General features: G+C 48.8%; 10 protein-coding genes and 8 pseudogenes. 15 read left to right on the top strand and 3 right to left on the bottom strand.

What is annotated here, in order from left to right; translation table 11 throughout:
* Positions 1–195: 195 nt before the first annotated feature.
* The 10 genes and pseudogenes from pyrR (at position 196) to pyrE (ending at position 11,440) form a co-directional block, all read left to right on the top strand.
* Positions 196–717, top strand: a complete 522-nt coding sequence (gene pyrR, locus ACYF68_RS10110) for a bifunctional pyr operon transcriptional regulator/uracil phosphoribosyltransferase PyrR (RefSeq protein WP_380571689.1) — start codon at positions 196–198, stop codon at positions 715–717.
* A 108-nt stretch (positions 718–825) separates the two neighbouring features.
* Positions 826–2,083, top strand: a pseudogene (locus ACYF68_RS10105) (solute carrier family 23 protein).
* A complete protein-coding gene (locus ACYF68_RS10100) occupies positions 2,046–2,927 on the top strand; it encodes an aspartate carbamoyltransferase catalytic subunit (RefSeq protein WP_461047582.1) in 882 nt (293 codons plus the stop codon). Before ACYF68_RS10105 ends, ACYF68_RS10100 begins: the two are co-directional and overlap by 38 nt.
* A pseudogene (locus ACYF68_RS10095) lies at positions 2,927–4,197 on the top strand (dihydroorotase). Before ACYF68_RS10100 ends, ACYF68_RS10095 begins: the two are co-directional and overlap by 1 nt.
* Before the next feature lie 2 nt (positions 4,198–4,199).
* Entirely contained in the window at positions 4,200–5,282 is a 1,083-nt protein-coding gene (carA, locus tag ACYF68_RS10090; protein WP_461047580.1) for a glutamine-hydrolyzing carbamoyl-phosphate synthase small subunit, read from the top strand.
* Positions 5,275–8,449 (top strand): annotated as a pseudogene (carB, locus tag ACYF68_RS10085) (carbamoyl-phosphate synthase large subunit). The gene carA and the pseudogene carB overlap by 8 nt, the downstream one beginning before the upstream one ends.
* A gap of 8 nt (positions 8,450–8,457) precedes the next feature.
* A pseudogene (locus ACYF68_RS10080) lies at positions 8,458–9,206 on the top strand (dihydroorotate dehydrogenase electron transfer subunit).
* Positions 9,203–10,128: pseudogene (locus tag ACYF68_RS10075) on the top strand (dihydroorotate dehydrogenase). The pseudogenes ACYF68_RS10080 and ACYF68_RS10075 overlap by 4 nt, the downstream one beginning before the upstream one ends.
* Positions 10,128–10,825, top strand: a pseudogene (pyrF, locus tag ACYF68_RS10070) (orotidine-5'-phosphate decarboxylase). The pseudogenes ACYF68_RS10075 and pyrF overlap by 1 nt, the downstream one beginning before the upstream one ends.
* A complete protein-coding gene (pyrE, locus tag ACYF68_RS10065; protein WP_461046672.1) occupies positions 10,826–11,440 on the top strand; it encodes an orotate phosphoribosyltransferase in 615 nt (204 codons plus the stop codon). It begins immediately after the preceding pseudogene.
* A 41-nt stretch (positions 11,441–11,481) separates the two neighbouring features.
* Here the strand turns inward: pyrE and ACYF68_RS10060 are convergent.
* Both ACYF68_RS10060 and pulA read right to left on the bottom strand, forming a co-directional pair.
* Positions 11,482–13,124, bottom strand: a pseudogene (locus tag ACYF68_RS10060) (phospho-sugar mutase).
* A 28-nt stretch (positions 13,125–13,152) separates the two neighbouring features.
* On the bottom strand, positions 13,153–15,219 hold the full coding sequence (gene pulA / locus ACYF68_RS10055; RefSeq protein WP_461046670.1) for a type I pullulanase: 2,067 nt from the start codon (positions 15,217–15,219) through the stop codon (positions 13,153–13,155).
* Positions 15,220–15,377: 158 nt separating this feature from the next.
* On the opposite strand from pulA, the gene glgB reads away from it, so the two are divergent.
* The 5 genes and pseudogenes from glgB (at position 15,378) to glgA (ending at position 20,975) form a co-directional block, all read left to right on the top strand.
* Positions 15,378–17,303 carry a 1,4-alpha-glucan branching protein GlgB gene (gene glgB, locus ACYF68_RS10050; protein WP_461046668.1) on the top strand — a complete coding sequence of 642 codons (1,926 nt, stop codon included), beginning with the start codon at positions 15,378–15,380 and terminating at the stop codon, positions 17,301–17,303.
* A gap of 1 nt (position 17,304) precedes the next feature.
* Positions 17,305–18,458, top strand: a pseudogene (locus tag ACYF68_RS10045) (glucose-1-phosphate adenylyltransferase).
* The gene (locus ACYF68_RS10040) at positions 18,451–18,756 is read left to right on the top strand and encodes a hypothetical protein (RefSeq protein WP_461046667.1); all 306 of its coding nucleotides are present in this window, start codon (positions 18,451–18,453) and stop codon (positions 18,754–18,756) included. Before ACYF68_RS10045 ends, ACYF68_RS10040 begins: the two are co-directional and overlap by 8 nt.
* Complete coding sequence (locus ACYF68_RS10035) at positions 18,738–19,550, top strand: GlgC family sugar phosphate nucleotidyltransferase (RefSeq protein WP_461046665.1); 813 nt, start codon at positions 18,738–18,740, stop codon at positions 19,548–19,550. The genes ACYF68_RS10040 and ACYF68_RS10035 overlap by 19 nt, the downstream gene beginning before the upstream one ends.
* Before the next feature lie 24 nt (positions 19,551–19,574).
* A complete protein-coding gene (gene glgA / locus ACYF68_RS10030) occupies positions 19,575–20,975 on the top strand; it encodes a glycogen synthase GlgA (protein ID WP_461046663.1) in 1,401 nt (466 codons plus the stop codon).
* A 39-nt stretch (positions 20,976–21,014) separates the two neighbouring features.
* On the opposite strand, the gene ACYF68_RS10025 is transcribed toward glgA, so the two are convergent.
* Positions 21,015–22,715 (bottom strand): Rqc2 family fibronectin-binding protein, encoded by a 1,701-nt coding sequence (locus ACYF68_RS10025; protein WP_461046662.1) that lies wholly within the window; start codon positions 22,713–22,715, stop codon positions 21,015–21,017.
* Between the last annotated feature and the right edge of the window lie 94 nt (positions 22,716–22,809).

The raw sequence follows: 22,809 nt of genomic DNA, 5'->3' as shown, positions 1-22,809 counted from the left end.
GACTTCATTCTGTATTAAGGCTAGACTATTGAAGAAAAGTGAATATGAATGTCTTTAAAAGGAGTCCCGTGAGGCTTCAAAGACGTGATATAACCGGGTACACTTAGGGATAAGTGTATATTTATCAGGATACGTGTATACTCATGTCTTTGGACATGAGTATTTTTTTATACATTTTTAAAGGAGAGGACTTAAATGGAAAAACGGACGATACTTGATGAATCGCAGATTACACGCTCGCTTACCCGCATGTCGCATGAAATACTCGAGCATAATAAAGGGACTAAAGGATTGGTGTTCCTTGGGGTCAAAACACGCGGGGAGTATCTTGCGGAACGTCTTCAAAAGAAAATTACCGAGATAGACGGTGTGGAGATACCGACAGGGACAATTGATATAACAGGCTATCGTGATGACAGGAAGAAAGAACGCGCAGGCAGTGCCATAGACATCGGAGTGTCACTCGATGACAAGCATGTGGTCATCGTCGATGATGTGCTCTTTACGGGACGGACAATCCGCGCCGCGATGGATGCGATACTGAATGAAGTCAGGCCTTCAAAAATTTCCTTGGCTGTACTGATCGATCGGGGGCACCGGGAACTGCCGATACGGGCAGATTTTGTAGGCAAGAATATCCCGACTGCCAAAGAAGAGAAGATAGATGTCCATCTAGAGGAGCATGACGCAGTCAACGAAGTTCTATTAAGCAGATAACAGGAGGACGGCTGAAATGCAGACCAAAGAATCGCAGAAGAAATCTACTCGAAAAGTGTCTCCCCGATATTGGATGTACAGGATAAGCCAAAGCCTGCCCAATGGCTGATGCTCAGTTCCCAGCATCTATTTGCAATGTTCGGTGCCACGGTGCTTGTGCCGTACTTGACGGGGCTGCCGGTATCCGCGGCTCTGATAGCAAGCGGCATCGGCACTTTGCTCTACATACTCATTACGAAAGGACAGATACCGGCATACCTCGGTTCAAGCTTCGCATTCATACTGCCCATTACAATTGCACTTGGGGCAAATAGTCTAGGTGAGGTACTGACAGCACTATTCTTCAGCGGAGTACTCTATATCATAATCGGCATTGCGATAAGAGGGTGCGGCATCGATTGGCTGATGAACCTGCTGCCTCCGGTAGTCGTCGGACCAGTCATCATGGTCATCGGGCTCGGGCTCGCACCGGTCGCGGTCGATATGGCGATGTATACGGATTCGGGCAATCAGGAAGGCTACAGCATGCTCTACATATTTGTAGCTGCGGTGACGCTCATCATCACCATCTGCGCTTCAATATTCCTGCGCGGGGTGCTCTCCCTGATCCCCATCCTGATCGGCATCATCGGTGGATACATTACAGCTGTACTGGTGGGCATCGTCGATTTCACCCAGATTGTGGAGACAGGCTGGTTCATGCTGCCTGACGTCCATCTCCCATTCGTTTCATACAATCCGACCTGGAACCTCGGGCTTATGGTCGTCATGCTGCCGATCGTGTTCGTCACAGTGAGTGAGCACATCGGCCACCAGATGGTCATCAATAAGATCGTCGGGCGCAACTTCTTCAAAAAACCCGGCCTGCACCGTTCACTGGTTGGGGATGGGGTGTCGACGATGTTCTCAAGCCTGGTTGGAGGACCGCCGACTACAACCTACGGGAAAACATCGGAGTGCTTGCGATTACACGCGTATTCAGCGTGTGGGTCATCGGAGGAGCGGGTGTTCTTGCAGTCATACTCGGCTTCATAGGAAAGTTCACAGCCATTGTCAGAGCATACCGACCCCCGTCATGGGTGGGGTATCGATCCTACTGTTCGGCATCATCGCCTCAAGCGGCTTGAGGATGCTTATTGATGAGCAGGTGAACTTGGATTCAAAACGCAATCTGGTCATATCTTCTGTAATCCTTGTTGTAGGAATCGGGAAGGCGCACCTTGATTTCACGATCGGCAATATACCTTTCAATCTTGAAGGGATGGCGCTTGCGGCTGTTGCAGGGATACTGCTGAATGCGATACTACCTAAGGAGGTGCCTGTTGATGATGGACAACCTGCTGTCGATGACACAACTGCAGACTGACGATATCATGAGGCTCATCAAACGCGCCCAGGCGATAAAAGGCGGAAACTTTGAGCCATTTAAGGAAAAAAAGTATATATCAAACCTGTTCTTTGAACCTTCTACACGGACCAAAGCCAGTTTTGAGATGGCTGAAAGCCGGCTCGGCATTCACTCTATTCCCTTCAATGCGGACCACAGTTCGGTGCTTAAGGGAGAATCACTGTACGACACCTGCCGCACCATGGAAGCCATAGGATGCGATGCACTTGTCGTACGTCACGCCATGACCGCCTATTATGACGATCTGGATGGCCTGTCAATCCCAATAATCAACGGCGGAGATGGCAGCGGCTCACATCCCACCCAGTCGCTCCTCGACCTGATGACGATATACGATAGATTCGGTACTTTTGAAGGACTTAAAGTGGTCATGGCTGGTGATATATCACACAGCAGAGTGGCCCGCAGCAACCAACAGGCGCTAAAGAAGCTTGGAGCCACAGTCGTTTTCAGCGGACCAGAAGCATGGCGTGACCCTGAGATGGATGGAGAGTACGTGGACTTCGACGATGCGGTGGAATCATGTGATGTCATCATGCTGCTGCGTGTCCAACACGAACGCCATGGCGATCAGGCGGATTTTACGAAACGCAGCTACCATAACCAATACGGGCTGACCCTGAAGCGGTATCAAAGGATGAAGCAGGAGGCCATCATCATGCATCCTGCACCAGTCAACCGCGGCGTTGAAATAGATGGGCGTTTGATAGAAAGCCCACGATCAGCCATTTTCGAGCAGATGCATAATGGTGTATTCATGCGCATGAGTGTAATACAAGACATACTTAGGAGTGAAGGGTAATGACAGTACTTTTGAAGAATGGCACAGTGGTGACGGAAAATGGGGAGACTCGGATGGACATCCTTGTTGACGGGGAAAAATAGTTGACATGGCCCCTCAGATCGAGCGGGGGGATGAGGTCATCAATTGTAGCGGCAAGCTTATCACGCCAGGTTTCGTCGATGTCCATGTTCATTTGAGGGAACCCGGGGGTGAACATAAGGAGACGATTGAAACCGGCACAAATGCTGCAGCACGCGGGGGATTCACTGCAGTATGCCCAATGCCGAACACACGCCCTGTACCAGACAATGAAAAGACGATGGAAGATATCAACAGGCGGATTGAAGAAAGCGCCAGTGTAAAGGTGCTGCCTTATGCGTCGATCACGACACGGCAGCTTGGCAAGGAACTGGTCGATTTTGACGCACTTAAAGCTGCCGGTGCATTTGCCTTCACAGATGATGGTGTCGGTGTCCAAAGTGCCGATATGATGCTGCGTGCAATGAAGGAAGCTGCCCGTATAGACATGGCGATAGTCGCCCACACTGAAGAGAACACACTGGTTAATGGCGGTGCAGTCCATGAAGGCGGAGTCAGCCAAAGGTTGGGATTAAAGGGGATTCCATCAGTGACCGAATCCGTACAGATTGCACGCGATGTGCTGTTGGCGGAGGTAGCGGGATGCCATTATCACGTCTGTCATGTAAGCACCAAAGAAAGTGTGCGGGTCATACGGGATGCCAAACGAGCGGGCATCCGTGTGACGGCGGAAGTGACACCGCATCACCTGGTGCTTGACGAAGAAGACATCAAGGAGGATGACCCGAACTTCAAGATGAACCCACCACTCAGAGCAGCGGACGATCGCCACGCCCTGATTGAAGGCCTGAAGGATGGGACTATAGACTTCATTGCCACAGATCATGCTCCGCACGCAGAGGAAGAGAAGTCGGTCGGCATGGAAACGGCACCTTTTGGCATCACCGGCAGTGAGAATGCATTCCAGCTCCTGTATACGAAGCTGGTCAAGACAGGCGTGTTCACACTGCAGCAGCTAGTCGATTGGTTGACAGTCAAGCCAGCGGAAGTGTTCGGACTTGAGATGGGAGCGCTCAAAGTCGGCAGAGCCGCTGATATCACAATCGTTGATCTCAATAAGACGTACATCCTCGACAAGTCAAAATTTTTATCAAAGGCACGCAACACGCCATTCCACGGAATGGAACTGACTTCGGACATCTACATGACGATCGTCGACGGAAACATTACTTATAAGGGGGAAGCATGATGATTAAAGAGAGAAGATATCTTGTTTTGGAAGACGGTGCCGTATATGAGGGGTATCCCTTCGGCGCCGATAAGGCGGCAGAAGGCGAGCTCGTCTTCAACACTGCCATGACAGGCGCCCAGGAAGTCATCACAGACCTCTCCTATACCGATCAGATCATCACCTTCAGCTATCCACTGATCGGTAACACGGGCGTCAATATAGAAGACAACGAATCTCTGAAGGCGACGGCTAGAGGGGTCGTTGTAAGGGAAGCATGTACAGACCCATCTAACTTCCGCACCACTGATACGCTGGATACATTCCTGAAGCGACATGATATACCGGGCATCAGCGGCATCGACACGCGCAGCATCACAAGGAAGCTGAGGGATGGCGGGGTCATGAAGGCAGTGATTACGGATGAGACGTACCATGAAGACTTGATCGAGCTTCTGCAGCACTCCTCCTTCAGAACCGACCAGGTCAAGCGCGCATCCACCAAAAATCCGTATATCTCTACAGGCACCGGCCCGCGGGTGGTGCTGATAGATTACGGAAAGAAGGAAAATATCGTCAGACAGCTGAATGCACTCGACTGTGACGTGACGGTCGTACCGCACGACACAACGGCGGATGAAATCATCCAGATGAGACCTGACGGCATAATGCTCTCAAACGGACCGGGGGACCCGGCCGATATACCTGACCAGGTCAAGACCGTCAAGGCACTTCTTGGCATCCCACTTTTTGGGATCTGCCTGGGTCATCAGATACTCGGGATCGCATGTGGCGCTTCGACATATAAGATGAAGTTCGGCCACCGCGGCAGCAACCATCCGGTGAAGAATCTGGCCACCGGAAAGATTGAAATCACTTCACAGAACCACGGCTTTTCGATAGATGGTGCCTCACTGGTCGGTACAGGCCTAGAAGTCACCCACCTGGCACTCAACGACAGGACGATAGAAGGACTGCGCCACACTGAGTACCCGGCATTCTCGGTGCAGTTCCACCCGGAAGCGGGCGCAGGCCCCCATGACTCTGAATACTTGTTCGAAGAATTTGTGAAATTGATGAAAAAAAAGGAGGCCAACCATGCCTAAACGTCAAGATATCAAAACAATTCTGGTCATCGGCAGCGGTCCGATCATCATCGGCCAAGCTGCAGAGTTCGATTACGCAGGCACCCAAGCATGCCTGGCATTGAAGGAAGAGGGGTACCGCGTCATTCTCGTCAACTCCAACCCAGCAACCATCATGACGGATAAGGAGATAGCTGATGTTGTCTATATCGAACCACTGACGCCGGACTTCATTGCCAGAATCATCCGCAAAGAGCAGCCGGATGCACTATTGCCGACACTCGGCGGACAGGTTGGTCTGAATATGGCGGTCGAGCTTGATCGTCTGGGCATCCTCAAGGAAAATGGGGTTGAACTCCTCGGCACAAGACTCGAATCCATCAAGCAGGCAGAAGACCGGGATCTTTTCAGACAGCTGATGAATCAGATGGAAGTGCCAGTACCGGATTCGGATATCATTACAACGCTTGAAGAAGCCAAAACATTCCAGGAGCGAGTGGGATATCCTTTCATCGTACGACCGGCATTTACGATGGGCGGGACAGGCGGAGGCATCTGCCATAACGATGCGGACTTGAATGAGATTGTCGCAAACGGATTGAAATACTCTCCTGTCGGACAATGTCTTGTGGAAAAATCAATCGCAGGATTCAAAGAAATAGAGTATGAAGTCATGCGTGACTCGAACGACAATGCGATTGTCGTCTGCAATATGGAAAATATCGATCCCGTCGGCATCCACACCGGAGATTCCATCGTCGTCGCGCCGACCCAGACATTGACCGATAAAGAGCATCAGATGCTCCGGGACGTGTCGCTCAACGTCATACGCGAGTTGGGTATAGAAGGGGGATGCAACGTCCAGCTTGCACTCGATCCGCATTCCTTCGACTACTACATCATTGAAGTGAACCCACGGGTATCGCGCTCATCTGCCCTTGCTTCTAAGGCAACCGGATATCCGATCGCCAAACTCGCAGCGAAAATTGCCATCGGCATGACGCTTGATGAAATGATCAATCCGGTGACGGGTACAAGCTACGCCGCGTTTGAACCGACCCTCGACTACGTAGTGTCGAAAATTCCACGCTTCCCGTTCGATAAGTTCGAGAAAGGAGAGCGGAAACTCGGCACCCAGATGAAGGCTACCGGTGAAGTCATGGCCATTGGGCGGACATATGAAGAGTCCCTGCTGAAGGCGATCCGCTCCCTGGAATACGGTGTCCATCATCTCGGATTGCCAAACGGAGACCAATTCGAACTGGACTACATCAACGACATGATAAAGAAGCAGAGTGATGAACGACTGTTCTATATTGGCGAGGCATTAAGGCGGGGCGTAGATAAGAAGACTATTCATGAATGGACGAAAATAGATTTATTCTTCCTGAGGAAATTTGAACACATCATCGAAATAGAACATGAGCTGAAGGAGAACCCGGGTCGCTCGACCATCTCAAGTGGGCTAAAACTTATGGCTTCAGCGATAAGGTCATTGGGCACCGCTGGAATATGGAGGAAGAAGAGGTCTTCAGCATCCGCAGACAGGAAGGTATTATGCCGGTCTATAAGATGGTCGATACGTGTGCAGCCGAATTCGAATCGAATACTCCATATTTCTATGGTACTTACGAACTTGAAAATGAATCCGTGGTCAGCACCAGGGAAAAGATAATCGTACTTGGAAGTGGCCCGATCCGGATTGGACAGGGCGTGGAGTTCGACTACGCCACCGTCCACGCAGTATGGGCAATCCAGGAAGCCGGTTATGAAGCCATAATCGTCAATAATAACCCGGAGACCGTCTCTACGGATTTCTCCATATCCGATAAACTGTACTTTGAACCGCTGACCCATGAGGATGTCATGAACATCATCGAGTTGGAGCAGCCAAAAGGCGTAGTCGTCCAGTTCGGCGGCCAGACAGCCATCAATCTGGCTGATGGCTTGGAAGAAGCAGGGGTCAAAATCCTCGGCACATCCCTTGATGATCTGGACCGCGCCGAAGACAGGAAACGCTTCGAGGCACTGCTGCGCGATATAGATGTGCCCAGCCTCTCGGCAAGACTGCCACGAACGAACAGGAGGCGCTTGAAAACGCTGAACTGATCGGCTATCCGGTTCTAGTCCGTCCAAGCTATGTCTTGGGAGGCCGTGCAATGGAGATCGTCCACAGCAGTGGGGAATTGAAGAATTACATGCGTGATGCCGTCAAGGCCTCACCGCAGCACCCGGTTCTGATAGACCGCTATCTGACGGGCAAGGAGATAGAAGTGGATGCGATCAGTGACGGCGAAAATGTCATTATCCCTGGAATCATGGAACATATCGAACGGGCCGGAGTGCATTCTGGAGATTCTATTGCGGTCTATCCACCTGTTACACTAAGCGAAGCAGAGATCGATACGCTTAAGGACTATACGGTAAAATTGGCGCTTGGACTGAAGACAATAGGACTCATCAACATCCAGTTCGTTATCGCCGACGGTGAAGTGTATGTCCTCGAAGTGAACCCGCGCGCCAGCCGGACGGTGCCGTTCATGAGCAAGATCACTGAAGTGCCGATGGCCGCCCTTGCCATGAAGGCGATACTGGGAGTGAACTTGAAGGATACTGGACATCCGATGGGATTGGCGCCATTCCAGGACGGTTATCACGTCAAAGCACCGGTCTTCAGCTTCAGTAAGCTGAAGAATGTCGACATTACACTTGGACCGGAAATGAAATCGACCGGTGAAGTGATGGGCAAGGATATGAGCTTGAACAAAGCATTGTATAAGGCACTGGCAGCAAGCGGGTTGGAAGTCAAAGACCACGGCACCGTTCTCTTCACTGTGGCGGATAAAGATAAGGAAGAGGCAGTGGCCCTTGCCCATAGACTGTCACAATGTGGATTCAGGATAATGGCTACGGAAGGGACCGGAAAGGCGCTTGAGTCACGCGGCATTTCCTGCATCACCGTCGATAAGGTGCGGGAGAAGGAGAACAGTCTGCTTAAGGATATCCAAAACGGCAGCGTGCAGATTGTGATCAATACAATGACAAAAGGAAAGCAGGTCGAAAGGGACGGATTCAGGATCAGAAGGGAATCTGTCGAGAACGGTATTCCATGCCTGACATCACTTGATACAGCGCGTACCTTGGTTGAAGTGATTGAAAGCATGACATTCAATATGGAAAAGATGTAGGTGATCATATGAAGACACTCATGACCATAATTGCCAATGACGAGATTGCCGATCGGGTATTCGAGATGGAGCTTGAAGGGGCGCTCACATCAGATATGAAGACGCCCGGACAATTCGTCCATGTGCGCATCGACGGGTCGACAGAGCATGTGCTGAGACGCCCCATTTCTATCGCCAGCATCGACCAGGAAGCTTCACGCTTTACCATCATATATAGGGCGGATGGCGCAGGGACTTCAAAATTAGCGGCCAAGCGTGCCGGGAGACGTTGGATATATTATCCCCACTCGGCAACGGTTATCCGCTGGAACGTGACAGGCATGTGCTCATAATAGGCGGGGGCATAGGTGTGCCGCCCCTTTATGAATTGTCCAAGCAGTTGAATGCCCGTGGCGTGAAAACCACCCATGTACTGGGATTCAATTCACAAAAAGATGTTTTCTATGAAGATAGGTTCAGCGCACTCGGTGACACATATGTCTCTACGGCTGACGGTTCTTACGGTATGAAAGGCTTCGTTACAGATGTCATCGAAACACTTGATGGGCCTTTCGACCGCTTTTATGCATGTGGACCGAAAGTTATGCTGAAAGCACTTTCCGAGACGATGGAGATTGATGGTTACATTTCGCTTGAGGAACGGATGGGCTGTGGCTTTGGTGTATGTTACGCGTGTGTATGTGAAACACCCCAAGGCGACTATATCAAGCTCTGCACTGAGGGCCCGGTCTTCAGGAAAGGAGAAATAGTGTTATGAACAAAGAGGCAATGTATATCTCCTTGCCGGGGTTGAACCTTAAGAACCCGGTGATGCCGGCATCCGGCTGCTTCAGTTTCGGACAGGAATTTTCGCGGCTCTATGATCTTTCGCAACTTGGCGCAATAATGATCAAGGCTGCAACACATGAAGCAAGAAAAGGGAACCCCACCCCACGTGTGGCAGAAACCTCAAGCGGCATGCTGAATGCGATTGGACTCCAGAATCCAGGAGTCGACCATATCCTTCAGCATGAGCTCAAATTTCTGGAGCAGTACGATGTGCCCATCATAGCGAATGTAGCAGGCACTGAGATAGATGATTATGTGATGGTCGCGGATAAAATATCGAAAGCGAATAATGTCAATGCGCTGGAATTGAACATCTCATGCCCGAACGTCAAAGCTGGAGGTATCCAGTTCGGCACTGATCCTGAAACAGCTCGCCGGTTGACCGCTGAAGTCAAAGAAGCCTCTGATGTCCCTGTCTATGTAAAACTTTCACCGAACGTCACAAACATCGTCGAAATGGCAAAAAGCGTCGGGGATATAGCCGATGGACTGACAATGATCAACACGCTTGTAGGCATGAGGCTCGACACGACAGGCCGGCCGATCCTATCCAACATCACTGGCGGATTGAGCGGTCCGGCCATCAAGCCGGTCAGCCTGAACATGATCTATCAGGTCCGGCAGCACATGCCTGATTTGCCGATAATCGGGATGGGGGGCATTTCGACAGTGAATGATATACTCGACTATATTTCAGTAGGTGCTGATGCTGTGGCAGTCGGCACGATGAACTTTACCGATCCCATGATCTGTCCAACCCTCATCGCAGGGTTGGAAGACGCTTGAAAGATATGGGTGTCGCCCATATCCATGACTTGAAGGGGCGCGCCTACAAAAGGGAGGAAGGCTAATGAACAGACCGATAATTGCACTTGATTTCAGTACAATGGAACATGTGCGCGCATTTTTAAAGGACTTCGATGAACCGCTGTTCGTCAAAGTAGGCATGGAACTCTATCTGCAGAATGGACCGGAAGTCATAAAAGAATTGCGCAGCATGGGGCATGATGTCTTCCTTGACCTGAAGCTCCACGATATCCCGAATACAGTTGGCAAGGCGATGGAAGGTCTTGCGGCACTCGATGTCCAGATGACGAATGTGCATGCACAGGGGGAGTAGCGATGATGAAGCGCGCTGCCGAATCCTTCAGGAACTACAACCCTGACGGGCTGCTCATCGCTGTCACCCAGCTCACATCGATGAGCGAAGAGGTGGTCCGTGAGGAACTGGGTTCCAGATTGAGCCTCGATGAGAGCGTCGTTCATTTTGCGAAACTTGCGCAATCTGCAGGTCTTGATGGCGTGGTGTGTTCCCCTCTTGAAGCAGAGCTTGTCCATGAAGCTTGTGGCAAAGAATTTAAAACCGTCACACCAGGGATCCGCTTGCAGTTGGATACGCAGGACGACCAGGTACGTATCATTACACCTGAAGGGGCTAAGGACGCCGGATGCGACTATATTGTGGTGGGGCGTTCCATCACCGGGGATCCGGATCCGACAGAAAAATACCGTAAGATCAAAAAAGAATTTGAAAGCGGGGAACAATAGATGGAATTACGCACTGCAGAAATACTTCTTGATGTAGGCGCCGTAGAGCTGAGTCCTGAGGCACCTTTCACTTGGGCGAGTGGCATAGAATCTCCCATATACTGTGACAACCGCAAAATAATAGGGGATATACAGGCAAGAAACGAGATTGCGGATGCATTCGCCTCAGTGATCAGAGAACATATGCCTGAAGCAGAGGTCATTGCCGGAACCTCCACCGCTGGAATTCCACACGCTGCGTTCGTCAGTGAGCGTCTGCAATTGCCGATGTGTTATGTGCGGGGAAGCAAGAAAAAGCATGGCAAGGGGAATCAGATAGAAGGCGCGGATATCTCCGGTAAAAAAGTGGTGCTCATCGAAGATCTGATTTCCACCGGTGGTTCAAGCATTGAAGCGGCTGAAGCCTTGAAGGAAGGTGGGGCTGAGGTGCTTAAGGTGATCGGAATCTTCACCTACGGACTGCCTCAAGCTACAGAAGCGTTCAATCAGTCGGGCTTTACCCTATATACATTGAGTAATCTCGATGCACTGGTCAAGGTAAGTGCCAATCGCGGCACTCTATCTAATGGTCAACAGAAGACAATCATGGATTTCAAGACATCATTATCAAAATAAAAGCTCAAAATGGAACTCCAGTTCCATTTTGAGCTTTTTTATCATACACCAAATATCATGTCGTTTATGAATTTGGCTTCCTGTTCGATATGTTCACTATCTAAAGAGGCATAGAGCTTAATCTTCGGTTCCGTGCCTGAGGGCCTTAGGGCGATCCAGCCATCCGCAAAATGAATTTTGATGACATCCGCCTGCGGGAGTTCAATCTTTTCTGTACGGCCATCCTGATACGTCCGGGTCTGAGTCTTAAAATCTTCAGACATGATCACTTCCCTCCGGTCGAGCTTTTTAGGGGTGTTGGTCCGGAACTGCCTCATGATTTCATTGATTTCCTCCTTGCCGCTCGTCCCTTCAAAGGTATGACTGAAAAGGACTTCCATGCGCCTGCCGTATGTTTCATAGATTGATTCCAATACATCCACAAGCGTCCGGCCTTCGTTCTTCAGCGCGCTTGCCATAGAGACTAGGTACGGCACAATCTGTATGGCGTCCTTGTCACGCACGAATGGTTCAAGGAGAAAACCGTAGCTTTCTTCGTAGCCGAATATGAACTGTTTTTCGGGATTGTCCTCAAGCATTTTAATCTGCTCGCCGATATACTTGAAACCAGTCAGAACTTCTATCATCTCTGCACCTTTGTCTTCTGCAATCTTACGGCCCAAGTCACTTGTCACAATCGATTTGATGACGACCGGACTTGGTCCATCGTGGTTATCCAAGCGATGATTGAGAAGCAATATACCGAGCTGGTTGCCGTTCAAATGGACATACTCCCCATTATGCAGAACCTGCACTCCGATTCTGTCGGCGTCGGGATCTGTTGCAATGAGCAGATCGGCTTCATTTTTGCTGCCGAGTGTCCGCGCCCTTTCAAATGCAGACTCGTTCTCCGGGTTTGGAGATTCGACCGAAGGGAAATCACCGTCGGGGCGACATTGTTCTTCGACCAGTTGATAACCATTGAATCCAAGTGTATCGAGCAGCTCGGGTACAATCGGTACACTCGTTCCATGCAGACTTGTGAATACGACTTTAAGGTCGGATTTTGGAATTTCTGGAATGAACGCATTGATTTTCTGCTTATAAAGCTCTTCCATTTCAGTAGAAATATATCCAGCGTCGCCGTTTTCCAACGCTTCTTCAAATGGGGTGGCGGCAATGTTGAATATATCCTCTATTGCGTTGATCTTGTCACTGAGTAGTGAAGCCGGCCGATCGATCAGCTGGGCGCCATCCGGACCGTATACTTTGATGCCGTTATACTTGGTGGGTTATGGCTTGCCGTTATCATGACGCCGAGGTCTGCATTGTGTTCTCTGACATGGAACGAGAGCTCCGGCGTTGAAATATATTTTTTTGAGAGCTTGACTGAGATATTGTTGGCAACAAGGACACTCGTCATGGCCCGGGCGAACTCGGGTGAAAAGTGGCGGGTATCATAGCCGATGACGACGAGTGGGCCATCATGACCTTTAAGGCTATGTGCAATGCCGAGCGCCACTTTCTCGACTGTATATCGGTTCAGACGGTTCGGTCCGAGGCCGATTTTTCCTCTTATGCCCGCTGTCCCGAATGCAAGCGTACCGGTAAATGCGTCATTCTTCTCTTCTTCCGGTAGACGGTCATACTGCTCCTGTGTGATGAAACTTCCCTCAATATTCTTTTCCCATTGTGTTCTTTCCACTTCAATCACCTTCCTGGTCTGTTGTGTATTAGTCGGCCTCGGCCATCTTCCTCAGTATAACGATTTCATACCCTTTGATATAGAGACTATTGGCATAAACGGCCTTATCATGCCAACGTTGGTTGGAGAGTATGATCCTATAGGAATCATCCGAGCCATAACCGAGTTCGACGGATTTTTCCGTCGGGTTGATGATGATCATAAACTCGCTCGCCTCATGGCTGATCTGCACGCCGAAGGCTTGCGGCAAGTTGTTGAACGTCATGAACGTAAGCGCCTTTTTGATTTCATCAGGATTTTTCAGGCGGAAGACATCTTCTTCCAGTCTGAAACGTATTACCGACTTGATGAATTCAATATTATCCTGATACTTGGCTCTGCGGTTCCAGTCCATGCGGTTCAGCAGGTCGCTTAGATTATACGTATTTCCATGACCATATTTGGTTCTGAAGAATTCCTGTCCGGCATGCAGAAATGGTGTACCGAAGGATAGCAGGGTCAATGCAGTTGCAAGCTGATGCTGGCTTTCAAGCACATACTGCCGCTTGTCCGAGGAATACTTGAGGCGGTCATATAGCGTATGGTTGTCATGAACTTCCACATAATTGATGCTCATACCCGGGTTGAACGCCTTGAAACTTCCTGTAAACATTTCCCTTATGGCTTGGGCGCCCTGGCCATCACCATTTACATACCCCTTTTCGTTCAATTCAAAATTGCTGCCTTTAATCGCATCGCGGAAATGATCGTTAAAGAAATGGACATTCGGAACGCGATCTGCAAATTCAGGGAGTGTCTTCTTATGATGCTCCAAGGCTGTCGGAAGATCCCAGCCTTCCCCGAGCAGAAATATTTCCCGGTCCTGTTCTTTTGAGAGCTGTTCTATACCTTGCATCGTTTCGATGTCGAGTGCTCCCATAAGATCAAACCGATAACCGTCCACCCGGTAGAAATCGAGCCAGAATTCCATCGTGTCAAGAATGAAGCGGCGGGCCATCATTTTCTCTGAGGCGAAATCATTGCCGACTCCCGTGCCGTTCGACAAGGATAGATCAGCATTATGCCTGAAATAGTAGCCGGGTACCAATTTCTCGAAGCTCGAGTGTTCCACCTTATATACATGATTCAAGACGACATCCAAAATGACTTTCATGCCATTCTCATGTAATGTAAGTATAAGATTTTGGAGTTCGACGATGCGGCTGATCGGGTCTGAAGGATCCGTTGCATAACTGCCTTCAGGCACCATAAAGAAATGGGGGTCATATCCCCAGTTATAACTTTTATCCCGATTCAATTCATCAACGGTCGAAAAGTCATTGACCGGCATCAATTCTATGTGGGTGACCCCCAGCTCCTTCAGATAATTGAGTCCGCTGCTCAGGCGGTGGCCGGTTTCCGTATCTTCTGTCATTCCGAGGAAAAGACCTCTCCATGCTTCACTGACACCACTGTTGGGATGACTGGTGATGTCCCTTACATGGGTTTCGTAGATGATTGCTGAATCATTCGGGATATCTGGTACATGATGTTTCCGGTAGTGGGGGTTGATGCGTTCGAAATCGACAACCATCGCCTCTTTTGCGTTGGCTGACACTGCCTTGACATACGGATCGGTGACGAAATGCGTCACATGATTGTGGCTCGCTTCGAAATGATAATGTTTGCCATGACAGTCCTGGGAAATGACTTTTTCAAAGTAGCCGCCAATTTTATCCATATTATAAGGTTGGCCATCAAGAAGCAATCTGCACTGGAAGACTGTCGGAGCAAATACTCTGAAGATGGTCTGTTCTTTTGTATAGATCGCACCCATCTGCTGATCGGTTGCATACTTCAGGTCGAATTCTGTAGAAAAGGTATAGCGGCCCATCTTGAGTGGGGTATGCTGTCCGCCTATGATCAGAAAAGTGAAGTGATCGAGGTTCAAGGGGTGTACCAATGAAACGGTGGTGCACTTATTGCTGATATAGGTCGGATGGATTTCAAGTGCTTTGCCATTCTGCATGACAGAAATGGCGTCTGTATTTTTCGAACTGGCATTTTTTTTGACTATGGTAATCTGATCTGATGCATCTAGATATGCGTCATACATAAAGATCCTCCATCTGGTTGTAGTAAATGATTGTTGCATGTATAATTATTCTTTGAATAAATATTCTGAAATTGCTGTAAATGTACCATCTCAAATTTATAAGTTGCATCACCATAAAAATGGGTATGGACATAGTATAACGTAAAGGGGGAGATATTTTGAGTGCAGAGCGGTTGGAAATGGATAAATATCTGTTTCACCAGGGCACCCACTACAATGCCTACCAATTCATGGGGGCTCATGTGTTGGGTGATGGAGTGCGGTTCATCACCTGGGCACCGAATGCTACGCATGTGCAGCTCGCGTGCGCGCATAATGACTACAGCGGTGAAGGCATGGATTTTGAGCCTTTGGGCGACCAGGGTCTGTGGATTTTCAAAACCCCCAACATGAAAAAGGGCGACGCCTATAAGTATAAGATTTATTTTCAGGGCACCTCCCATCTGAAATCAGATCCCTATGGATTCTACCATGAGCGGCGACCCGCAACAGCCAGCATCGTCCACCACGATGATTTTACCTTCACAGATGATGAATGGATGGCGAAAAGGGGCAGGAGCAATGTATATCAGGCCCCGATCAGCATTTATGAAGTCCATCTGGGGACTTGGATGAGACACACCGTGGACAGTCCAAATTATCGCACCGTCGATGAGCTGACTGATGCTGCCCACTTCAGCTATGATGAAATTGCTGAAGCACTGGTGCCGTATGTGGAGAAAATGGGATACACACATGTGGAATTCATGCCTTTGACTGAACACCCCTTTGACTTGTCCTGGGGTTACCAGGTGACAGGCTACTTCTCTCCGACCAGCCGTTTTGGGGAGCCGACTGGATTGAAGCGGCTAATCAACCGTCTGCATGAAGCGGGAATCGGCGTCATCATGGACTTTGTCCCCGCCCACTTCTGTAAAGACGCGCATGGATTAAGGATGTTCGACGGCATGCCTGTCTATGAACATCCTGATCCGAGAATTGCCGAAAAGCGCCAGTGGGGGACTTTGACGTTCGATTATGGACGGCCCGAAGTACAATCATTCCTCATCTCTTCGGCGATGTATTGGTTGCGTGAATTCCATATCGACGGGCTTAGGATCGATGCAGTCCACAGCATGATTGACCTGAACTTCGAAAACCATGAAGCACAGGATAAAATCTATAACGAGGATGGCAGTGAGACCAACATTGCCGGAGTGGAGTTGCTGAAGAAATTGAATAAAGCTGCCTTCGAGTATGATGAAACGCTCCTTATGATGGCGGAAGATTCTTCCGATGAGGCGAAGATTACCCACCCGGTCCACACTGGCGGACTCGGTTTCAATTTCAAGTGGGATCTCGGCTGGATGCATGACCGCCTTGATTATATGGAACAGGACTTCCATGCGCGGGCAAACATCCATAATAAGCTCACGTTTTCGATGGCATATAAATATAATGAGAATTATCTATTGCCTCTATCGCATGATGAAGTGGTCCATGGAAAGAAATCAATAGTCGATAAGATGTCAGGAGACCAATGGCAGAAATTTGCCCAGACCCGGTTGTTATATGGCAATCAGGCTACAGAACCGGGGAAACAGCTACTGTTTATGGGACAGGAAATAGGGATGTTCCATGAATGGAAAGATAAGGGACAGGTCGACTGGCACCTTCTCGAATATCCATATCATCACTCCCTTCAGAAATATATTGCTGACTTGAATGCGTTCTATAGGGCGCATCCTGAGTTCCATAAATGGGATTACGTTCCTGAAGGGTTCAGATGGCTACTCGTCGACGATAATGCGCATTCCGTCCTCAGCTATGTACGCAGGTACAAGGAGACTTTTAAAATATGCATATTCAACTACCGTCCGGAAGTATATCATGATTTTAAAATTCCAGTGCCTGAGCCTGGCGTCTACCGGGAAATCTTCAATAGTGATGAAGACAAATATTCAGGTTCCAATGTCATGAATGGTGGCAGGCATTTTTCAATGAATGAACATTATATCCGCGAAGACCAATATATAAAAGTATCCATCGCACCACTTGCTTTCCAAGTATTTGATCTTGAAGATGACACAGACAGGAGGAAGTAATATGACATCTAATACTGTAGCCATGCTGTTGGCAGGGGAAAGGGCACGCGGCTTGGCGAACTGACGAAAGATATCGCCAAGCCAGCTGTACCGTTTGGAGGGAAGTATAGAATCATCGATTTTACAATGAGCAACCTGGCCAACTCGGGCATTTCGACAGTCGGGGTGCTTGTACAATACTCCCCCTGATGCTCAACAAGCACATCGGCATCGGTAAGCCTTGGGGCTTGACAGGCAATATGGAGGGGTCAGTGTCCTCTCGCCGCATTCCAACCGTGAAGGCAGCGCCTGGTTCAGTGGTACGGCAGATGCCATCGTCAAGAATCTGCATTTTATCGATCAATATGAACCTGATAATCTGATTGTCCTGAGTGGCGACCATATCTATCAGATGGATTACACCAAAATGCTCGAATTCCACCAGGCCAATGATGCCGATGCCACCATCTCGGCAATTGAGGTGCCGTGGGAAGATGCCAGCCGATTCGGCATTCTGAACACGAATGAAGATATGAGTATATATGAATTTGATGAGAAGCCCGAGGAGCCGAAGAACAACATGGCTTCAATGGGGGTCTACATCTTCAAATGGGAGACGATCAGACCGTATCTGCTTGAAGATGAAAAGAATGAAGACAGCGAACATGACTTCGGGAAGGACATCATCCCGATGATGCTGTCAGATGAGAAGCGGCTGTTCGCCTACAATTTTGAAGGCTACTGGAAGGATGTAGGCACGATCAAAAGTTACTGGGAAGCAAATATGGACCTGCTGAAAGACGATTTCCAGACCTTGCTGATGTCTAAGGAATGGCCCACTTATCCTAACGAAGAAAATCGTCCGCCGGAGTACATTGGAGAAACCTCGGAGATAACAAATTCGCTCATTTCTCCAGGTTCTTTCATTGAAGGGAAGATCGATAATTCGATACTCTTCATCGGTGTGGAGACGGGGAAGGCACCAGCATCAAAGACTCCATCATACTACCTGATGCCGTAATCGGCGAAGGTGTCCGACTTGAGCGGGTGATCGTCACTTCGGGAGTTGAGGTACCGGATGGTGCTGAAATACTCGCCGAGGACGAAGAGCCTATCGTCATCAGTCATGATACTTTAAACGACTATCTGCCAAAGGGGGGCAATCATAATGGATAACGAAGTATTGGGGCTGATCAATCTCCAGCCTGAACAGGATTACTTAGATGAATTGACTTATTTCAGGAGCGGCGGATCGGTGCCATTCATGGGGCGCTACAGACTGATTGATTTCGCAATCACCAGCATGAATAATTCAGGTATCAATGTCATCGGAGTATTTGCCGGCAACAAATTCAGGTCATTACTCGATCATCTGAACCGCAAAGAAGATTTCGGCATTGAGGGCAGACAATCCAGAATATTCATCTTGCCCCTGACTGGAACGATCCGACCGACGTGTCACAAGGAGATCTGAAGCACTTCCACAACCATTCCGACCTGTTCAGCCGTTTTAAAGGGAACCACGTGCTCATCTCAGGGTCCCAGTTCATATCGAATACCGATTATTCTGAAGCGGTGGAAGAGCACATCAAAAATGACAGGGACGTGACGTTTGTTGCAGAAAAAGTAGAAACCCCTCCAGAAGGCCCGATCCTGCGCCTCATTACAGAAAGGGATCAGGTCACTGGATTTACACACGATCAGGAAAATCCACACCTTTATACAGGCGTGTACATCATTAAAAAATCCGTCCTGATGAATATCGTCACATTCTGCATAAACAACTATAAGCCGAGTTTCTTCCATAATGGCATAAGGGAGAAGCTTGAAGAGTATAATACAGGTTTTTTCGATATAACGGCAAAGACACATTATTTCCATTCGGTTGAAACATATTTCAACAACAGCATGGCGTTGCTGGAAAAAGACCGCTACCGCAAATTCTTCTTCGGCAAGAACAAAGTGAAGACGAAAGTGAGTACCAGTCCACCGACGCTCTATAAGAAGACCAGCAACGTCAAAAAATCGATCGTGGCAAATGGCGTCACGGTTGAAGGCAATGTGGAACGCTCGATAATCGGCCGCAATGTCAAGATCGGCAAAGGGGCGGTCATTAAGAACTCGATCATTTTTGCAAACTGCACAATCGAACCCGACGTGCATCTGGAGAATGTGATATTGGATAAAGACGTCAGGATTACAGAAGGGCGCCAGCTGATGGGTTCTGAAGAAAAGCCTTATGTCCTGGCCAAGCGTACAGAGATCTAATTTGAAATGGGAAGAAGTGACAGCATGAAACATGTACTTTTTGCTGCAAGTGAATGCACACCGTTCATCAAGTCAGGTGGGTTGGCCGATGTTATCGGCAGCCTGCCGCAGGCACTTGTCAAGGAAGGGGCCGAGGTGTCGGTCATCCTCCCCTTATATAAGGCAATCATCGATTCCGATTACCGCCGGGAGATGGAGGAAGTGATGATCTACAATACGCCGGTAGGGTGGCGCAACCAGTATACCCGCATCCTGAAATATACCGATAGAAAGGTCACCTACTATTTTGTAGATAATGAGTACTACTTCAACCGTGATGGCCTCTACGGCTATATCGATGATGGGGAGCGCTTCGTATACTTTTCGAATGCCATCATTGAATTCATGTATCGTACAGATGAAAATTATGACGTGCTCCATTGCCATGATTGGCAGACCGGGGCTGCTGTTGCAATCGGCAGCATCAAACGGCCACAACCCGGCATGAAGATTGTCTATACAATCCATAATATCCAGTATCAAGGATGGATGGATCACTCGGCTTTTGGGGATATGTTCAATTTTGGCATGGAGCATTTCGCGGGATTCGAGTGGCAGGGCATGGTCAACATGATGAAAGCCGCCATCCATCATGCGGATGTCATTACGACCGTGTCCGAAACATATGCCGAAGAGATTTTGACGCCGTTTTTCGGAGAAGGCCTGGAAACTGTGCTCGAATACAGGAGACATGATCTGCATGGCATCATCAACGGTCTGGATATGACAGAGTATAATCCCCTAAAGGATGATGCGCTTGACTATAGATACCGTTCATCATGCAAGACCAAACTGAAAAATAAGACGGCGCTGCAGAGTGCCCTCGGGTTGGAAGTCAATGAGGCAATACCCATGTATGGCATAGTGACTCGTCTTGTTTCACAAAAAGGGCTGGATCTCCTCACACACATCATGCATGAATTCCTGATGGAGGATGTCCAACTTGTCGTACTCGGCTCGGGAGATGAACAATACGAAAATTATTTCAAATCACTTGTTCATAATTTCCCCGGGAAGGTACATGCGACGATTGGGTTCAGTGAAGCCTATGCCAGGAAAATATATGCGTCCAGTGATTTCTTCATCATGCCGAGTCTGTTTGAACCGTGCGGTTTGGGCCAACTGATTGCCATCAGGTATCTGACGGTTCCGATCGTCAGGGAAACGGGTGGATTGAAGGATACGGTAGTGCCATATAACGAATTTAATTATGAAGGGAACGGTTTTTCATTTGAAAAATATAACGCCCACGAATTGCTCGATACCATGAGGTATAGCCGCTTCATCTACCATGACAAGGCGCACATGGGTGCCCTGTTCAACAACATGATGCAATCGGATTACAGTTGGGCAAAATCTGCTGAACGCTATATGAGCCTCTATTAAAAAAGCCACTTCCAAAACATTTTGGAAGTGGCTTTTTTGTCATGCTTCTGGCTGGGCCATTTTCATCACTTTTCCGCGGTCTGGGGTAACGTTTACGGTCTGCTGATCGGTATAGGTCACAAAGCCAGGTTTTGCGCCGCTGACTTTATGCACATGCCGGACTTTGGTGAAATCAACAGGCACCGACTCCGAGTCCCGCGCCTTGGAGTGGTAGGCTGCTATCATCGCAGCATCCAGGATGTCCTGCTCTTCTATTTCGCCCTCAGTGTGCAGAATGACGACGTGGGAACCTGGGATGTCTTTCGTGTGGAACCACAGATGGTTGTTCTGTGCTTTTTTGCTCGTCAGATAGTCGTTCTGCTTATTGTTTTTACCGACGAGTACATCAAGGCCATTTGTCGTCCGGTAAGGATGGAGCTGAATTTTATGCTTTTTCTTCTTCGGTTGTCTGCGGTTGTTCTTGATGATGCCCTGTTCACCCAGTTCTTCCCTTATCTCTTCAACTTCTTCTTCAGTGCTGATGCTTTCCATCTGATGCAGCAGTGAAGCGAGGTATTTAATGTCCTCGTATGAGCGGTTAAGCTGGTCGGCGGCGCTGCTTTCGCGCGTCTTCAGCTTATTGTACATCTTATAGTAGTGTTGGGCGTTTTCACTCGCCGTACGATTTTTATCGAGGGGGATGGTCAGGGGCTCATCGGTATAATAATCGATGACTTTGATGCTTTCATCGTATGGTTTGACCTGGTGCATATATGCAGTGAGCAGTTCCCCGTACTTTTGGTATTCATCCATTTTCTCCGCTTCAGCGAGGTCCGCCTTGAGTTTTTCTATTTTGCGTTCCGTACGGTCATATTCACGTTCGATCAGATGGACATAATCCTGCGCCTTCTGCCTGATGAGTGACTTCCTGTACCTGTCATGGTAATAGTCGTCCATCAATTTTGAGAGCGAATCATATGTTGCATCCGGTGCACCGAGGTGGCTGAGTGGCGTGAAATAGAATATTTCAGAGTCCCCGGCCGTATAGAGCACTGGTTTTATCTCTTCTGCCTGATGCATGGCCTCTTTTATTGCCGGCACGATGGTGTCAGTCGTGAAGTAACCGGCGAGGTATTCGACTTCCTTGACGAAGAGTGGGCTGAATCCTTCTACATTATGGAGAATCTGCCGACCTATCTTCCCCCTGTTGAAGTCGATGCGTGCTGTAAGTGACTCTATATCTGCCGTCCTTGGATTGAGCTTCGGCTCAGTGGGCGGCTCTGTATACGGGAAGCCTGGCATGATGGTCCTACTGTTGTTGTTTGGCGTGAGATGTTTGATGCCGTCCTGGATGATGTAGTCGGCATCCGTTATGATGATATTCGAATGCCGTCCCATGATTTCCAGGATGAGTATGCGCCTGATCGGGTCGCCAAGTTCATTCCGAGATTGGATGTGCACTTCAACCCGGCGGTCGTTCCCGACTTGTCTGATGGTTTCAATGATGCCGCCTTCAAGATGTTTTCTGGCGACGCGCAGAAACATCGGTGGATCGAATGGGAATTCATATTTATGGTCTGTCAGATGGAAGCGTGCATACATGGGGTGCGCGCTTATCAGAAGGTTATGGTTTGCACCTTGTGCCCTGACTTTGAATATCATGCTTGTGTCATCCATCTGCTGTATCTTATTTATTTTCCCACTGCGGAGACTATTCAATTCCCCCAGTAGGGCGTGGACAAAATTACCGTCGAATGCCATGGTTTCATCCTCCTGTTTTAGACTAATGAACATTTTAACATGAAAAGTGCCATGTTTGTCGCAAGCCGTCATTTGATGATGAATTTTTCTCCTG

Source organism: Salinicoccus sp. CNSTN-B1 (genome assembly GCF_054792835.1).
Note: the sequence above shows the minus strand (reverse complement) of the source record. Positions and strands in the feature narration are given on the sequence as shown.